12 protein-coding genes and 1 tRNA gene are annotated in these 16,352 nt (G+C 31.4%); 8 read left to right on the forward strand and 5 right to left on the reverse strand.

Annotated elements, in window-relative coordinates:
* Nucleotides 1–198: 198 nt before the first annotated feature.
* The gene (locus tag AACL18_RS01955) at nucleotides 199–2,553 is read right to left on the reverse strand and encodes a hypothetical protein (RefSeq protein ID WP_339051047.1); all 2,355 of its coding nucleotides are present in this window, start codon (nucleotides 2,551–2,553) and stop codon (nucleotides 199–201) included.
* A 761-nt stretch (nucleotides 2,554–3,314) separates the two neighbouring features.
* On the opposite strand from AACL18_RS01955, the gene AACL18_RS01960 reads away from it, so the two are divergent.
* From AACL18_RS01960 to AACL18_RS01970, 3 genes are all read left to right on the forward strand, one after another.
* Nucleotides 3,315–3,986: a LuxR C-terminal-related transcriptional regulator gene (locus AACL18_RS01960; protein ID WP_339051049.1), complete on the forward strand. Its 672-nt coding sequence runs from the start codon at nucleotides 3,315–3,317 to the stop codon at nucleotides 3,984–3,986.
* Nucleotides 3,983–4,429 carry a hypothetical protein gene (locus AACL18_RS01965; protein ID WP_339051050.1) on the forward strand — a complete coding sequence of 149 codons (447 nt, stop codon included), beginning with the start codon at nucleotides 3,983–3,985 and terminating at the stop codon, nucleotides 4,427–4,429. The genes AACL18_RS01960 and AACL18_RS01965 overlap by 4 nt, the downstream gene beginning before the upstream one ends.
* 68 nt (nucleotides 4,430–4,497) lie before the next feature.
* Nucleotides 4,498–5,592 carry an MFS transporter gene (locus tag AACL18_RS01970; RefSeq protein ID WP_339051051.1) on the forward strand — a complete coding sequence of 365 codons (1,095 nt, stop codon included), beginning with the start codon at nucleotides 4,498–4,500 and terminating at the stop codon, nucleotides 5,590–5,592.
* Between the two features lie 399 nt (nucleotides 5,593–5,991).
* Here the strand turns inward: AACL18_RS01970 and AACL18_RS01975 are convergent, their stop codons facing one another.
* A complete protein-coding gene (locus AACL18_RS01975; protein ID WP_339051052.1) occupies nucleotides 5,992–6,915 on the reverse strand; it encodes an omptin family outer membrane protease in 924 nt (307 codons plus the stop codon).
* 271 nt (nucleotides 6,916–7,186) lie between these two features.
* Between AACL18_RS01975 and AACL18_RS01980 the strand changes: the two genes are divergently transcribed.
* Together AACL18_RS01980 and AACL18_RS01985 are read left to right on the forward strand one after the other, a co-directional pair.
* Nucleotides 7,187–7,405 (forward strand): hypothetical protein, encoded by a 219-nt coding sequence (locus AACL18_RS01980; RefSeq protein ID WP_339051053.1) that lies wholly within the window; start codon nucleotides 7,187–7,189, stop codon nucleotides 7,403–7,405.
* A gap of 717 nt (nucleotides 7,406–8,122) precedes the next feature.
* Nucleotides 8,123–8,449: a hypothetical protein gene (locus AACL18_RS01985; protein WP_339051054.1), complete on the forward strand. Its 327-nt coding sequence runs from the start codon at nucleotides 8,123–8,125 to the stop codon at nucleotides 8,447–8,449.
* Between the two features lie 554 nt (nucleotides 8,450–9,003).
* Here the strand turns inward: AACL18_RS01985 and AACL18_RS01990 are convergent.
* Nucleotides 9,004–9,080 (reverse strand) — tRNA-Pro (locus tag AACL18_RS01990).
* 531 nt (nucleotides 9,081–9,611) lie between these two features.
* Here AACL18_RS01990 and AACL18_RS01995 point away from each other — a divergent pair.
* The 3 genes from AACL18_RS01995 to AACL18_RS02005 all read left to right on the forward strand — a co-directional run bounded on the left by AACL18_RS01995 (nucleotide 9,612) and on the right by AACL18_RS02005 (nucleotide 13,364).
* A complete protein-coding gene (locus tag AACL18_RS01995) occupies nucleotides 9,612–10,757 on the forward strand; it encodes a hypothetical protein (protein WP_339051056.1) in 1,146 nt (381 codons plus the stop codon).
* Nucleotides 10,758–10,916: 159 nt separating this feature from the next.
* Entirely contained in the window at nucleotides 10,917–12,047 is a 1,131-nt protein-coding gene (locus AACL18_RS02000; RefSeq protein WP_339051057.1) for a hypothetical protein, read from the forward strand.
* A gap of 39 nt (nucleotides 12,048–12,086) precedes the next feature.
* On the forward strand, nucleotides 12,087–13,364 hold the full coding sequence (locus AACL18_RS02005; RefSeq protein ID WP_339051058.1) for a hypothetical protein: 1,278 nt from the start codon (nucleotides 12,087–12,089) through the stop codon (nucleotides 13,362–13,364).
* Here the strand turns inward: AACL18_RS02005 and AACL18_RS02010 are convergent.
* Together AACL18_RS02010 and AACL18_RS02015 are read right to left on the reverse strand one after the other, a co-directional pair.
* Nucleotides 13,336–14,160: a PhzF family phenazine biosynthesis protein gene (locus AACL18_RS02010; RefSeq protein WP_339051059.1), complete on the reverse strand. Its 825-nt coding sequence runs from the start codon at nucleotides 14,158–14,160 to the stop codon at nucleotides 13,336–13,338. The genes AACL18_RS02005 and AACL18_RS02010 overlap by 29 nt on opposite strands.
* Nucleotides 14,161–15,323: 1,163 nt before the next feature.
* Nucleotides 15,324–16,292: a polyprenyl synthetase family protein gene (locus AACL18_RS02015; RefSeq protein WP_339051060.1), complete on the reverse strand. Its 969-nt coding sequence runs from the start codon at nucleotides 16,290–16,292 to the stop codon at nucleotides 15,324–15,326.
* Nucleotides 16,293–16,352 lie beyond the last annotated feature (60 nt).

A 16,352-nucleotide genomic window follows, 5' to 3' on the forward strand; every position in this document is an offset into this window, starting at 1 on the left:
GTGGACGCTGTCTCTTAAAGCACAGTTTATTCAATGAGTTAGCGTGTACATATATTCTTCATTACAAACTACCGTAAATTTAAAATTAATTCAATTATTATGTAATAATATTAAAAAAATTATTAAAATAATTTAATTTTTAAATAGCAAGTAAATAATTTAGGTTAAATAAGTATATAACTTATCAATACTTAGCAATTAATTAATAATTAAGGCGCTATACGGAAAAGTGGAGCAGGTGGGTTGAGTCGTTTTATCCATTTCTACAACGGGTTTGTTCAAAGCAGAAAATTGAACATTAAGTTGGGTTAAAGGTTGCTGCAACGATTGATAAAAATTCTTAACAGCTGAACTGCGCAAATATTTAGTAGAGGAATTTTTTTGATTGATTAAAGAATATATTTCAGAAAAAAGGCTCAGCATAATAAGATTATTTGGTTCAACAGTTGTTTCTAAGTCTGAAATGTTAAAAGGTATTGTATTGAAAATCTTGCGAATTTTTTGAATACCATCAGGAACTTTTTTGAAAAAAAATCCCCAACCTGATTTATTCCAAACTGTGTCTTCAACCTGATCTTTTAAGTTTATCAATTGAAGTTTCAATGAGTCAAAAAAAATATTTTCCTGTGCATTATTATTTTGTGATGTTTCAATTATATTTTCTAAAAGTTGTACTTCTGTTCGGTTTAGTATACGCTTAATTTTTTTCCATTCTTTTTCCCGCGTAGCATTTATTTCTCGGTTTTCTATTTCTTCGATTAGTAGTCTTCTATCAATTGCATTAAATCGCAATGCTCTTCTATTTTGTGTTAACTTACTTAGGTACTCTCTATTTTTTATCTCACTGAGTAGCTTTATTTCTTTTTGAATTTGGTCTCTATAGGCCTTTTCAACTTGGAGTTGAACATTGTGGTCTTTAAACTGTGCATTTAAATTAAGAATATATTTATTTTTTTTCTTTTCAAGATTTTTTATTTTCTCGCGGGACTTTATTTTTTCCTTATTCAATTTCGAGTCCACTATAGCAACATCTTTTTTATCACCCTCTCTTTTTAAATCGGTTATCTGCTTTTCCACTTCAGTGATTTGTTTTTGTAATTCAACAGTCTCATGAATAGTGTTATCAGCAATTTTTTGCAATCTTTCTAGATGAATCAAGGGTTTTAGGAAATTATTATCTTCAAGAATACTGAATATATGCTGATCAGTTTTTGTGGTTTGTATTTTTTCTTCCAATTCATTTATTTGATAATTAAGTATATTTTTCTTAGACACTATTTCTAGTTTTTGCTTTTCAAACTGTAATTTTGCGATTTCTGCTTGTTTTTCTTCAGCCAATTCGTTAAGGTGTTCAATTAATTCTGCATCGTTTAGCTGCAAAAAAGCTATTAATTCTTCTTGAGGAGTAGTGCTTTCTTCGTTGGTTTTTACTTGTTTTACTTCTAGACCGTTTTTATTTGAGTTTAAATCTAGAATAGATGATATTTTTTCTAAAAACCTATTAAAAATATTATTATTTTTAATAGGAACAAGTTGTATTATATCTTTCAAAAATTCCGTTATTACATTTAAATTCTCTTCATTCTGTATTAGATCTATTTTAATTTTGCTTTCGGTGCGTAAATCTTCTTGTTTAATTTTTGGGTGTTCGATTTGAGTTTTAAGAATTTTTATTGGGTCGCATCCTTCTAGCTCCGATAGCAACTTAAGCCTTGTATTTTCTAACTCCAAATGCGATGAAAGTTTTTTTATAATGTCGTCTAGGTGTATCTGTTTCAAAGTATATAAATCAACTTTCAAACGTAAAATTTTTCGTTGTTTTATTCTTAAATTTGCTTCAAGCTGATCGATGGGAAATGTCAGTTCTTCTTCAATTATAACTGCCTGTTCATTGATTTCGTCAAATTCCTGTATAAATGATTTTAATTTCGCTTCATGCATAGCAATTTCATGTGCAAAATTTCTATCCTGCTCAAGCTTAAATTTCTCGAGATCATTAGTTAGTTCTGTTATACGAGTTAGTTCAAAATCAGATGATTTTTGCAATTGTTTTTTTTCTTTGTTTAATTCTAATAGTTTAATTTGCAAATGCTTTGGATCTGCGGTTAAGTTCGATTGATTAATTGTTTCTTCTAATGAAATATATTTTGCATAAGTATCACGGTAGTTATCGATTAAAAAACGACAATTTTTGAGAATTTTTTCAATAAAAAATTGAATGGTTAATGAAAGATTTTTTTCTTTTGTGATAAAATCGTCTAATGCTAATAAAAGCTCTATGCTATTTTTTTTGTTTACTTTTAGTTGCTCACTTGCTTGTGGCTGCAATTTCTCAAGTGATGAAATTAAATTTGCAAAGGAATTCGAATCTTCGATTTGAGACAAAAAACGTAATCGGCTATGTAGTTTAGTAAGCCAAGTGTGAAGAGCTTTTTGAAGCTCTTGCTGTGGAGTTACAGTTTGTTGAGAAGTCCCCAGACCGGGCTCTTTATCATGCAAGAAGTTTGAAGAAGATGTAGTGCTTTGTGTGCTTGATGTAGCAGTTGATTTCAATGTGGCCCCCTAGTTCATTTATCGGTTTTTATCTAAAAGGTCTTTTACTGAATCTTTTCTATATTATCGCCTTCTTAATTCACGTGTTTTTAATTTGATGCAGTGTAACAATTTTTTTTATGTAACGGAAGATCTTTTTTTGGACTAAAGATTACATTTATGTAAGTTTTCTTGAGCTTTTAATACCAAAAAATAAATAAATTTTATCAAAAAAACAATTATATAAATATTTAATTAAAAAAATATATAACTTAGACCTTAAAAGCCAAGAAAATATTTGCGAACAACTACAATAAAAGGAGCGACTGCCTAAGGAGACTTGAAATTCCAAAAAAATAATCGTCAAGATAAACTAAACTCGTCTTGATGTCATTTTTGATGGCTTTATAGAAACGGATCATTTTATCTTAACCAATGAAATAATAACTATCCAAGCTATTAAACTATTAATATTAATATTTTAGCCTAAAATTTATCATTTTTATCATACATTTGTATGGATTTTTTTAAGAATAATTCATTTATACTCACTCAAGAAAGGAGTAAAATGGAGCATCAAGATAGATTATAGTCTTTTATATCAATATCCTTGCATAAAGCATAAAGTTGCTTGGCAAATGTATATAAATATATATAAAAGATTTTTAGAACGAAGCATTATATCTATAATTATACTATTAATGAATAGATTGTTTTTTTACACCTATCCATTAAAAATTAATGGATATTAAAAAAAATCAAGACAAATTAAGGAGTATAAAATGCTAAAAGAAAGTGTTTTAAATAATTTAAATAATCTCAACATAAATTACTTTGAAAAGGATATTCGATTAAAATATACCGGATGTAATGATTCTACTGCTGAATATGCAGGTCTTGATTCTCCTCAGCAAATCATCCACAAATCGGATTATGATTTAATTTGGAAAGATTCTTCAGCTGAATCCTTTCGAACAACCGATCAAGAAGTCATATCTGGAAAACCTCAAATTAATCATTTAGAGTCAATACAAGTAGCCAGTGGAATAAAGGACTTTCTCATTACCAAAACAAGCCTTCTGGATGATAACGACAAGGTTGTGGGGATTATTGGATGCAATATCTGTGTAAGTGGATTTACCCTAGCCAAGAAAGAAGGTTATTTTAACTTGGAAGAACAACGTTTATATTTAGGAAAGGCGTTTGGAGATCAAAATCTGACCAGAAGACAACTGGATGTGTTTAAATGTATTCTGCATGCTTTTACTACTCCTGAGATAGCGCTTTATTTAAAAATATCAACGGCTACCGTTCGTTCCATCATCAGGGATTTGAAAAATAAACTTCAGTGCCGATCTAAAGCTGAAATAGTGTTAATAGCTATTAAGAATGGATGGACTTTTCTTATTAATGAAAAAGTATGTCTACCTAAAAATTTAGGAGCCACATCATGATGCAAACTCACTCTTTAGAAAAATTATTTCATGGAAAGCCGTTACATTTAGAGGATAAAAAGGAAATAATCAATTTTTTTGAAAGTCACTCTAGAAAGAAACCACTATTATTTACGAAAAAAAACACATCTAAACAGAAAATTTTTGAAAAATATATCAAAAACTTCAACTTAAAGGAGTTTAGTGCCAATTTTTTTGATAACTGCCTACTTTTCTTAAAGGAAGATTTAAATATTGAAGAAGAAGAAAAGCTAAAGAATTTCAAAATTGTTAATTACCTTATTGAATCCATAGAACTTGAAAATAATCTTAAAAATCAATTATTTAATAAAATAAATGAAATGGAAATATTTAAGAAATTTAAGAATTCAGAGAAGGAAGAATTTATAAATCTAATAATAAACTTCTCTTCAGAAATAAATGCCTGCAATAATACTATTTAATCAAATAGCATTTAACATACCTTGATAATAGCATATCAAGGTATGTTTTACTTATAAATAATAATAAAATGCAACAGAACAATAATAAAATAACCCTGTTATTCCCGATTAGTCTTATTCTTTACGAATTACCACTGTGCTTTTCTAATAACTTTTTTTTGCCGGTTTTACCAGAAATAACAAAAAACTTCCAAGTAACTAATGCTATAGGTCAATTGAGTATTGCTTACTGGTTTCTAGGCGCTTCATTATTTCAACTCTTTTTAGATCCCCTCGCTGATCGTTATGGACGGAGAACTATATTATTGGGCGGCGGTGTTTTCTTTGTGTTCGCTACCTTACTCTGTAGCTTAACCCATCATATTATTTGGTTTCTTATCGGTAGATTTTTTCAAGGATGCGTTGTCAGTAGTATTTTAATAACAGGATACGTTACTATTCATGAGGACATGGAAAGAGATCAAGCGGTAAATATTATATCCTGGATGTCTAGGATCGCTGTCATGGCACCTGCCTTAGGACCCTTATTAGGAAGTTTGTTATTACAACGGATGAATTGGAGAGAATTATTTATTGCTTTAAGCGCTTTTACAGTCCTGAGTTTATATTTATTGTATGTGTTTATGCCTGAAAGTAGAGCTAGTTCAGAAAGATTTGTACTAAAAAAAATTTTTTTTAGTTATCGAACGATTTTTACTAATTTTCAATTTTGGACCTATACTTTATTTTTTTGTTTCTTATTTGCTAGTTTGATAGCCTGGAATACCTTAAGTCCTTTTTATTTGATGGATTATTTAAAACTTAATTTCATTCAGTTTGGCTTTGTGCAGCTATTGGTTTATGGTTCTTTTATTGTCGGTATTTATTTAAAACGGCTATTAATATACCCGATAGAGGAAATTCTTAAGGGCGGATTTTTTTTGACGATAATCTATTTTATTTTAAGTTTGTTTACCTTAATACATTCACCTTCACATTTATTTTGGGTGGTAGGGAGTGTTTTGTTGTTTTGCATGAGCACCGGACTTATTTTCAATGCATTGCATCGTAAAGCAATTGAGATCCCTAAAGCACCTAAGGGCAAAATTATAGCGGTATTTTCTATCACGATGAATTTATTTGGATTTTTAGGAAGTTTAGCCGCTAGAAGCTTATCTTTTTGATTAAAATTCTTTACTATATTTAATTGCTGTCTTAATAGCTCATGCAGTAGGCTAGATAAGAAAAATTGTAAAGAAATGGTATTGATGGTATACATCATAAGCCAATTACTAAAAAATATATTCAAATCATCATTAATTTTATATAAATAAAAAATAGTATTTAGATATATATAATATTTTAATCTGTTTTATTTGACAATAACTATTAATTAAAAAAATAAAAAATTTCAGTGTTCAAAAAAATTACATCAACAAAAAATAAATTTGTTATAAGTAAAAGATCAAATTGTGTTGGGATTATCCTCGCCATGTTCTCGTTTGATGAGGAACATAGATAGAGCAGGACGAGAGTAGACTTTTGGACTATTCCAACATCGCATTTTAAAATAGCAGCATTAATTAAAACTGATAAGCAATGCCGAATACAATTTGGTAATTCCTATTTTCAATTCCTGCACAACTAGAACAATTCAGGGATATCCCATTTACGGTAGTTCTGCCTTTCCCCAGGGTATATTTATTCCATATCCATTCACTAAAAAATTTCATCTGCGGTGTTATATAGTAACCAAGATTTGCTCTTGCTGAATAATATTCAGAACTATGTGTTTTTTCGATAAAGTTTAATTGACGTAGATAATGCTTATCATTATCCATAGCTAAAACCCATGGACTATATTTTAATAAAACATTAAATTCCCAATTTTTATATTTATATTGAATTTCACTACCAATATAAGGGACACTTAGTTTTTGTTTATATGCTATACCAGGTATCGGTGGAAACTCACCTTTTTCCTGGCCATTATTATAATCATAATATCCGCCAATGGCTGTCCAATCAAATTGCGTTTGTTGATACCCTATAACACCAGCTAGCTTAAAATTATTTTTTTTCATCAACCAAATATTAGAATTAATATTAAACTCATTAGCATAATTGAGACGAGTGTTTGGGCTATAGCTAAGATCCGACCAATGTGTTTGATTCGGAATCATCCAGTCAAAATCATGCATAGTTGAATGGCTTGGCCTCAAAGTTATCCATCCATTTGCTTCTAATGTTAACCAAGGGGTAGTATTCCAAGAAATATCGCCTCTAATTATGGGTGTACTTTCAATTTCCCAATCAAGTTCACTAAGTTTGCTATTATTTTCACCATAAACATATTCCTTAGCTTGGCCCGTCAACCGACCAGACGATATATTTATTGATAAATTATCAGAAAATAAATTTTTATTTTGATTAGATTGCGATGCATTAGAAACAGGAGTTAAAAATGTAACAATCATTATTATTAAAAGTAATATTATTGGTTTCATATAGTTTATTATTTTTATTAGCCTAACGAATAAATTTTTATAGTATTATATTTTTACTAATCTAAGTAATAGTAACAGATAATATCTTACTTCTTAATCAAATAATTTTATATTTTTTTTTATTATGCGCAGGAAAAAAAGATTAGACAATCGACTGAAAAAGTCAAATTTTTTTTAAAAAATTCATTAATGAAAATGATCTAGGAAATAATTTTTTATTCTCTATACTCAAAAAGTGACCTAAAAATAAATTCAATAAAAGGAGACAGGAATGGTTATTGAAACGGTAACAGCAATGGAGGTAGTTAAAACTGGAAAGGATATTCTTGAGATTCTACATTTGCTAGATGTTGGGCATCTAACAGGTAAGGCCACTTATAATAAGGGGAATTCTTTTATACTTGCTTTAGAAAAAAAATATCAAAAATGGCTAGATCAAAAAAATCCAATTCGGGAATTAAAACGAGAAACGCGGATTTTCTCAAATTAGAACGGACCAACCCATTGGAGAACAATCCAAATTGGTTTCGCTTACTGACTGAAACTGAACAGATAGATGTCGGACAGCGTATTTTTCTACATGCACTGAACGTTGAAGAAACTTCAGGGATGAAAAATTACTGCTCGCTCAAATCTTCTTACGTAAACCTGTTTCTAATCACTGGGTGAAGCAAATGGAAATTGATGAGCTGGCTTGAACTTTCGTGCAGTTTACGCAATTGGCAAATTACAAAATGTAAAGAACTGATTAGTCTTCTTATAACACTGGAGTGAAGGCATCCATTACCGGAAGATATGGATGGGTTGTTAGCATGACTTAAAATAAAAAGAAGAGAATAAAATCCGATCGAGTTGTTCACAGAGATTTTAGTTTCTCCCTGTCTTTTCAGCAATTGCAATTTAGAGTCTGCGCAGACCAAACTTAATAGCTTATTTCCGGATCAAGATTTAGATGAACTTCTTGAAAAACATCAAAATAGTCTTTGGGGCAGTATCTGGGAGAAAAGTGATTTGTTGATTCAATTGCCGAAATCATTTAAAACCAAGATTCTTGCAGAGGATCGCCAAAAAGAGGATATTTTATTACGAAGACCTCCGCTTCCTTTTCAGGACTTTTTTTCCGAGCAAAACATTGGATAGGAGCAGAAATTGTTATTACTTTTTTTGGAATCAGCTTCGTATTAGCAAGAATTTTTTTTTTTCAGGAATGCCTGATCGATTTGGCGGTGTAAGAGTTGTCATTTTGTCTCTAATTGTTGAGTGTATACGTCAAGGATTGATGTTTATGGCAGGCGCTCAAGATCTTGTGTTTTTGGGTTCTGCGTTGAGTGGCTTCGGATTCTCATTAGCAGTGCCTGCGCTTGGAATTGAAGCACTCAAACAAATTCCTACACAAAATCGAGGAAGAGCAATGGGATTCTTTTTGGCGTTCTTCGATTTATCTTTTTGTATAAGCGGTGCCATTAGCCGGGATAATGATGCAAAGTTAAAATTATCAGATAGTCTATTTATTGGGTGCAACTGTGCTTTTTAGCCATATTAATAAGCATAAAATTGATGTCGAGTTATACACTTCAAAAAGTAATTGCTTCTTAATTGTCAAAAGAAATCACAAAAGAAAAGCTAAATTACTTTGCTATATCCAATTGCTCAGCTTGAAAGGGTGAGCGCAAATGGGTATATTAATTTCTTGTAATGGTGCTTTCCAGGCACAACTGGCTATCCCAGCCGATCATTATTCCTAGAGTTAAGAGTAATTTTATTTTTTTAATCATAAAAGTTTTATTTAATATTTAATAACAAAATTAACCGCACTATTGAAAGATCTGGTTTCGTTACCTCCATGCAAATCAACATAAGAAGTTCTTGGGTTTAGAGCGTAATAACAGTTTGAAGTCATTACTTCTCCTATCCTATGATTATCAAAAGCAGTTATATAAGAGTGATTCTCTCAAGAAAACTGCTGATCATTTAGCAACGGGTACAAATTTGGTACATGAGGCTTATATAGATCAAAATTGGAAAATAATTAAAGGGAATCGAACGACGAAATGGGGGCTGATTTTTAGTATTTTTTGTGGGATAAGTTGGTCGGGATGAGAGGATTCGAACCTCCGGCCCCTAACTCCCGAAGTTAGTGCTCTACCAAGCTGAGCTACACCCCGTACTTTGTAACTACCAAAATATGCCGGAATTTTAACAGCTTTACTAAGTTTCAGCTAGGTCCATTAAGTATACCGAACCTACAATAAATTTGGAGTAACCATCCTCTGCAATCTTTTTTTAGAAACGTATTATTAATTATAAAAAAAATTATATTTAGATTTTTTTTTAAAAAATTAGAAAAAAAACCAATAACCGACCGCATCAACAAAATAAATAAAATGCAAATCATTAGAGTATAAATTATTTTTTTAATTGAGTGCGAGATGGTAAAAAATTTAAATTTTTAACATTTAATGATCAAATTATAATATTTTATTATGTATATTTTTCTTTAAAAATAAATTATACTCAAACGAATAAAATAAATTATAAAAATAAAAGGAGTTTTTATCCCCAAGTCTTTTCCGATAAAATCTGATAAATTCTTTATAGCTCTAACTAATTAGATAAATATGTTATTCCTATTTAAACAATAAAAATTTTCATAAAATTCAATAGCCCATCATATTATAAAACAAGGAGAATAAAATATGGATAAGGTTGTAGCAATTTTCGGTTATAATAACACTAGATTATATGATGTAAAAAAGATAAAAAATATTCTTGAAAAGCAACAAATTGATGTTCTGCTTTGTAAAGAAGGAATTACGACTGAAGATAAAGCAGTTTCTCAATACTGTTTCGATACTAAATTACATGGAACCCATCAGGAAATTGAGCAAGCATACATTTATTTTAAAAATTGGCTTGCTTCACAAGACATTCAAATAATTGGAATATTACCATTCTCTGACAAAGGGGTATTATTAGCATCGTACGTTGCAGAAAAGCTAGATTTAATTTCTGATAATTATATTACAGCGGTTACAGGTTTAGACAAATTTAAATTTAGAACAATAGAGGTTACTGCATCTACGCCAGTTTGGTATAAAAAGCCAAAATTTCAAGAAGTAAAACAAATTACTGACATTATAAAATTTTATAATCAAATTAATGCACCCGTCTACGTTAAGCCCACTCAAGAAGGAAATAGCCGAGGTGGATTTTTAGTTAAATCAACTGAGGATATATGGAATGCATTTCAAAATGTAAAACCCTATGTAAGTGATGGCGCGATTGCAGAAGAATGTGCTATAGATGCACGTGAGTATAGTTTCGATACGGTTGCAGGAAAATGTTGGGTAACAGAAAAAGAAACAACAACCGGGCATTATAGGGCAGAAATACAACAGATTTTACCCGCTCCCTTGCCCCAAAAAAAATATAATACGTTAATTGAAGCAGGTAGGTTAGTAGCAGAAATAAGTGGTTCAAAAGGCGGTGCGGCTCATAACGAATTATTTTTATTCCCTGATTCTACCATCATGACGGTAAAGCCTAATAGACGCCCTGCTGGTATGCATATATGGGATATGGCTGAACATGCTTTCGCTAATTTTAAACCGTTTGAAATTTGGATAAATTGGGCCATCGGAAATCAATCTATGGGTTCCGAAGTTTTAGAAGCACAGCAGTATGTTGGTATTAGAATGATACAAGCTTCTTTGGATGGAAATATTATAGAGCTCGATAATGAAAATATTAATAAAATTAAAAACTCTTTTAATGAAATCATTCGACGAGACAAGGAGAGAACGAAGTTCGGAGTCGAGGAGCCCGCGGTAGGCGCGCGTTGACGGGCAAAGCAGGAAACGCATCGCGCCGTAAAGTCATTGTGGGAGACGCGGGCATGAATCCCGTTAGGGATGAGTGCGCGTCGGACGCAGGACGGTCGCGGCCTAATGATAGTCGCGTCATGCGAACAAATTTTGGGGTTACGACGGCCGAAATTTTTCGTGAGCATAGCGACTCACTCGGAAATAAATATTTCAAAAAAAATAAATGAGACTGTTTATGCTGATCCTAGAGATAATGCTGGATTTTTAGGTTATATAATTGCCCGACATAGGGATCCTAATAGATTAAAAAATTTACTGAAGGATTTATGTGATCAGGTTAGCAAAAGTTTTGAAATTAAATCATTAAAAGAAGAGAAGACAGATTATTCGCTTATAAAAATGATTCGTGAAGAAGCCGAAAAAGAAAAAGTAATAATATTAGATTGTTCTTATTTGAAACCGTTCATAGAAGAATGGTGGGATAAATCTGATCGTGATATTAAACGAATGGAAAACAAAGAACAGTTAAAATATTTATTGACAGACAAATTCCAAAATGAAGAACAACTTAAGTTGAGCAGAGTTGGTATAAGAGAACATTATATATCTGTAATACTTATGATTGGATTATTTTCTAAGGATGATCCGGATCTTGCTTACATAGTTCATGAGACTTTATCTGATTTAGCCCAAATCAATGATATAAAGTATGCCTACGAAGATCATAAAACAATATTTATCAAACCAGATGGTTTTGCAGTAGGGGATTGGGGAAATGGAGCAGGTGCTATTAGTCCACATTGTGATGATTTATATGAAGAAACAGACACAGATTTATTATCGTTAACTACTTGCAGAGATAAATTAAAAGTTTCAACGTTATTTTTTATGGCTAATCAAATATTTAAAAATTTATCAGATAATGAAATGGATAGATTAATAAAGATGGTTGCTTTGTTTTCTTCTGGAAAAAATGTCAGTGATAAAGTTATAGAAAAAAAACGTCCCGTTTTATTATGTAAAAATAATAGTTTTTTTATGGCACTCGATTATAGAGTAGATGAAAAGAGGGGAGATCGTATGCGAGTTGAAGACGAACAGGATTTAGCTCTATTAAGAAAAATTAAATCCTGTCTAAGTTCAGATAATGCCTTAAGAGCCGAGTCGGAAATAGGTAATTTTGTAATTTTATCAAACACTAAAGTTTTACATGCTCGAGAGGTAATAAATGCAGTAAAAGAATTGTGTTCATTGGATATGAACTCTACACCCCGACTTCTATTTAGAAGCAAGGGGCCTAGGCTATAATTTAGACAATTGAATAATAAAAAAATTAAGGATGTTAATATGGAAAACGATAGATTAATTGTTAGGAATGATAATAATGCAGAGGTATACTTTAAATCTGAAATAATATTAGATATCTTTTTATTTTTGCTGGCCTCATGGTCCGAGCTCGGATATGCAGTTTTTACTAATTCTTCCGTTTCAGAATCTATTTTAGATCCACTTAAACGATATTTATATCCTTCTTTATCACCTGAAACCTCTAGCAATATTTCTCAATATTTGAATGTAGCATCAGAAATATTTAGCTTTACAGATGCAAGTTTAACGATTGCAACGATACTTGATATAAGAACAAAAAGACGAAAATTTCTGAAAGAAATAAAAAAGGGCTTTAATCAAATACAGAATGGGGAAATTAAAAAACTTGCCTTTTCGTTTAATTTATTAATATTTTCTATTTCTTTTATCATTATATCTCTTTCTCCATGGACTGGCCTTAGAATGAAAAATTTCAATAATAATTTTTCATTACCTGCAGGGATTAGCATGTTTTTAGGTCAAATTACTATACTTTTATTACAATACGCTGGCTATATTTTTTCAACACCAAAAGGTATAGTAGATTTTTTAAATTCGTCGCGAGATGATAAGAAAAATATACTTCACAATATTTTTTGCTCTAAAAAAGGATTTGGACTTTCTTTTCGAAGCGCAGCAAACGCAATAACAATGGGTTTACGCTTTCATGGTATTAGTTTATTTACTAATAAATTTTTATTTGGTGATAGTGAATTCAGATTTTTTTATTCAGTTATTGCGCCAGTTTCAGTAGTTTATCGAGTATTAACGGCACAAGCACTTAAAGATTATAGAGACACGTTTAAAGAAAGCAATGAGATTCAACATCCAATATTACCTAATAATGAATTAGCACTTACGCCGGTTGAAACTATAAATAAGTGTAAAGGGCTATTGTTAGTGTTATTGGCTGGTTTAATTGGAATGACCTTTTTATTAAGAACATTTTCTACCCCCGTATTATTTACAGGGCCTATAGAAAACCCAGAAAATAATTATGACATTAAGGATACCGTTTTGGGATGTTTTGGTTTGTTATTTGGCGCATTTGCTTCTTTTCAATATTGTAAATTCATGTGGGGTTTAGGCAAAGAAGCATCCTTAAATATTTCAAATCATAGTTTTTTTAGATCTACAAGCCTTCCTGCTGCTCAAACCAGTATTAATAATGATGCTCAAGCTTCTTATGGAAGTATAGAAGGGGATCTGGAGAGTCTTTCATCTCAAGCTAGTTTGAGAAGTAGGCTTCACCCTTAATTTCGATGTTTTTTTTCTTTATGGAAATATAAATTTTACTTGCTTTCTGTAAATTAGATCCTTGTTCTATAATATAATTTGATTCTAATTCTCTTTTGCTTTGACTTATCAATACGCTCAAGCCTGCAGCTGCAACACCCGTAGCAATATCTTCTTGATGGCTAAATAATGGGTTAAAGCTACGACCAACAAAGCTAGAGTTTGTGTTTTCTGTATCTTTTGAGTATGCATAAATCCCATTGACACAATGATTTTTGCACCATTGAATAATTAGATCTAGTTTGGGTAGTAGGTCAAATAAAATTTCTCTATTAATAATAGGGATTAATAATTTTGGGCTTCCTATCGATGCGATTGCGCAAGGTAAATTTTTATCTAGATAAACTTGGTCTATATCCAAAAGTTTACTTATGAGTGAAAAATCTATATTTGTTGTTAATATTTTCCCATGATTGGGTATCGACATTGATATTAGATTGTTAGCATATCTAACGTTAATCTTATGGCGATCTTGGTAAGATTGTATATTAATTGGTTTCGGGCTATTTGACTTAAATAAATAAAATGCTGCTGCAAGAGTGCCATGACAGCATAGAGGAAGTTCACCTTTTGTAGCGAAATAACGAATAATATATCGATTTTTATTCCGAATGATGTAGACAGTTTCAGGAAAATTAAAATGTGTTGCCATAATCTGCATTTTTTCGACACTGAGATTATTGGCATTATCTACTATGACACAGGGGTTTCCGCCCTGATTATTTATTGAGAATACATTAATAGTATTAACATCCATGAAATTAGTTGCTTCCTTTCATCGCCAATAAAGTCTTTTAACTTTAGTTATTTCTAAAACGATCCAAGTGTTTTATTTACTTTGAATTAGTGTTCTATAAAAATTGCAAAGAAAAATTATTGAATAAAAGTATTAGCATTAATATTACCTTATATTATCTTTTATTTCTATAACTCCTTTTTTAATTAATAAGAGTCGGCGCACTAAACTAAAATACAATTTTTATAAGGCAAAATTAGATGTTGGGATATCCATGTCATGTTGATGATAAGCGGCTAATACTTTTTGATGATTTCCTTTAAAAAGAGTGCTTATAAGGTGGCAATGCTAGCATGACATTTTTTTCTTGCTTTAAGTTATTATTAGCGGACAATATATTATTAATCAGTGAAATGAAGTCTGAAATAATTGGACTTTCTAATAGATTTTCTTTTTCAAGATCTTTTTTAAACTGCTTTAATGTTTCATTTAATATCTCTTTTGTTAAAATCGTTGGAAAAATAAAATATTCATTGGTAATTTTGTTTAAAGATTCGATGTATAGTTAAATTTTTCTGTATTGAAAAAAGAAGTATGTTTTGAGAAAGTTCTTTAGTCAGATCATCAAGATTTATAACAAATTTGACTATTTGCGTATATTCTTTAATCGTATTCCCAAATAGGGTTGCTTCAAAATTAATTTTATATTCATCCTCAAACTCACTGATTAAGAAAGATTTACCTATGGTTTTAAAAGTTTTCAAGTATTTTAAAAATTCGAGCATGTCTTTTCGCGCTTGAGCCTTTGACGATATTCCGCAAAAGCTGGGATTTGTTCAGCTGCCTCTTGTAGTTGCTTTTTTCTGGTAATAATAAACTCCGACACTATCGTAATAGCGTAGAGATTGGTGATGTAATTTTGCGTAAAAAATTCAATAAGTTCGTCAGGCAATGAAATAATACGCAAAATGCTGCGTGTGAAAAATTAGTGGTTTTTTTATTTTTTTGAGAAAACTTTTGAGGAATACGTGGCATATAATAGTTTTTTATACTTTTTTGAATTTTAGCTAAACTTTATTAGCAGAACTTTAAATTGTCGATATAATTTCTTTTTTAAATAAAAGAAGCGAATGTAAATTAATAATTTATATGATAAATTAGGCTTGATTTAGATAAATACTTAATCAATAAGTGCGTGCGCAGGCAAATTTTGCTAATCGCGCCAATGCTTGACGGTATTCAGAATCAGGAATGCTATCTAAGTGCAGCAACGCTTGCTGGATATGATTCTCTGCAAGATTGCGCGTATAATCGATAGCCAGTGTAGATTTCAGAATGGCTATAATGGCAGTTAAATGTTCTAAATTACCTTGTGCGATGGCATCGCGTATTAACTGTGCTTGCTCTGCATCAGCATGTTGTAAAGCATAGATTAAAGGTAATGTTGGTTTACCTTCGGCCAGGTCGTCACCGAGACTTTTGCCAAGTTGTAGACTGGCTCCGGAATAATCGAGTGCGTCATCAGTTAATTGAAAGGCAATACCTAGATGTGTCCCATAATGGGCCATCGCTAAAATTTCAGGTTCAGAGCGTTTTGTTAAAATAGCAGGTTGTTCTGCGGCAATAGAAAAGAGTACGCCTGTTTTACCTTGGATAATCTTTAAGCAATATTCTTCATTAACATGGGTATTGTGACAACTAAGTAATTGTAAAATTTCTGCTTGGGATAGTGTGTTGGTAGCATCAGCGAGTGATGTGAGGACACGCGAATTGTTGATTTGACTGATCAATTGAAAGGCGCGTGAATAAAGAAAATCGCCGACTAAAACGCTGGCTGGATTACCCCATAAACTATTCGCTGTTTTTTTACCGCGACGTAACTCAGATCCATCAATCACATCATCATGCAATAAGGTAGCGGTGTGAATGAGCTCTAGGCTGGCGGCTAGCTGAATATGGCCTTCTCCCTGGTAGCCAAATGCTTTAGCACTGAGCAGGGCAATTAAAGGACGTAAACGTTTACCACCACTCTCAATAAGATGCTTCGCCAATTCTGGGATCAATGGGATTTCAGAATAAAGGCAAGTATCGATTAGGACATCTACTTGGTAAAGCTCATTCTTGACCAAGGCTGTAATGGGCGCTAAATCCATAGGTTTGATTAGATAATGATTTATTTAAAGCCGAATGCTAGGCGGCGTGGAAAGGCCTGT

Source organism: Rickettsiella endosymbiont of Xylota segnis (assembly GCF_964019545.1).
Classification (GTDB): Bacteria; Pseudomonadota; Gammaproteobacteria; order Diplorickettsiales; family Diplorickettsiaceae; genus Aquirickettsiella.

Coding starts and splice junctions, on each gene's coding strand:
- AACL18_RS01980 (WP_339051053.1), top strand. CDS start 7,187: ATGGTTATTGAAACGGTAACAGCAATGGAGGTAGTTAAAACTGGAAAG.
- AACL18_RS02015 (WP_339051060.1), bottom strand. CDS start 16,292: ATGGATTTAGCGCCCATTACAGCCTTGGTCAAGAATGAGCTTTACCAA.
- AACL18_RS01965 (WP_339051050.1), top strand. CDS start 3,983: ATGATGCAAACTCACTCTTTAGAAAAATTATTTCATGGAAAGCCGTTA.
- AACL18_RS01970 (WP_339051051.1), top strand. CDS start 4,498: ATGCAACAGAACAATAATAAAATAACCCTGTTATTCCCGATTAGTCTT.
- AACL18_RS01960 (WP_339051049.1), top strand. CDS start 3,315: ATGCTAAAAGAAAGTGTTTTAAATAATTTAAATAATCTCAACATAAAT.
- AACL18_RS02010 (WP_339051059.1), bottom strand. CDS start 14,160: ATGGATGTTAATACTATTAATGTATTCTCAATAAATAATCAGGGCGGA.
- AACL18_RS01985 (WP_339051054.1), top strand. CDS start 8,123: ATGCCTGATCGATTTGGCGGTGTAAGAGTTGTCATTTTGTCTCTAATT.
- AACL18_RS01975 (WP_339051052.1), bottom strand. CDS start 6,915: ATGAAACCAATAATATTACTTTTAATAATAATGATTGTTACATTTTTA.
- AACL18_RS01995 (WP_339051056.1), top strand. CDS start 9,612: ATGGATAAGGTTGTAGCAATTTTCGGTTATAATAACACTAGATTATAT.
- AACL18_RS02005 (WP_339051058.1), top strand. CDS start 12,087: ATGGAAAACGATAGATTAATTGTTAGGAATGATAATAATGCAGAGGTA.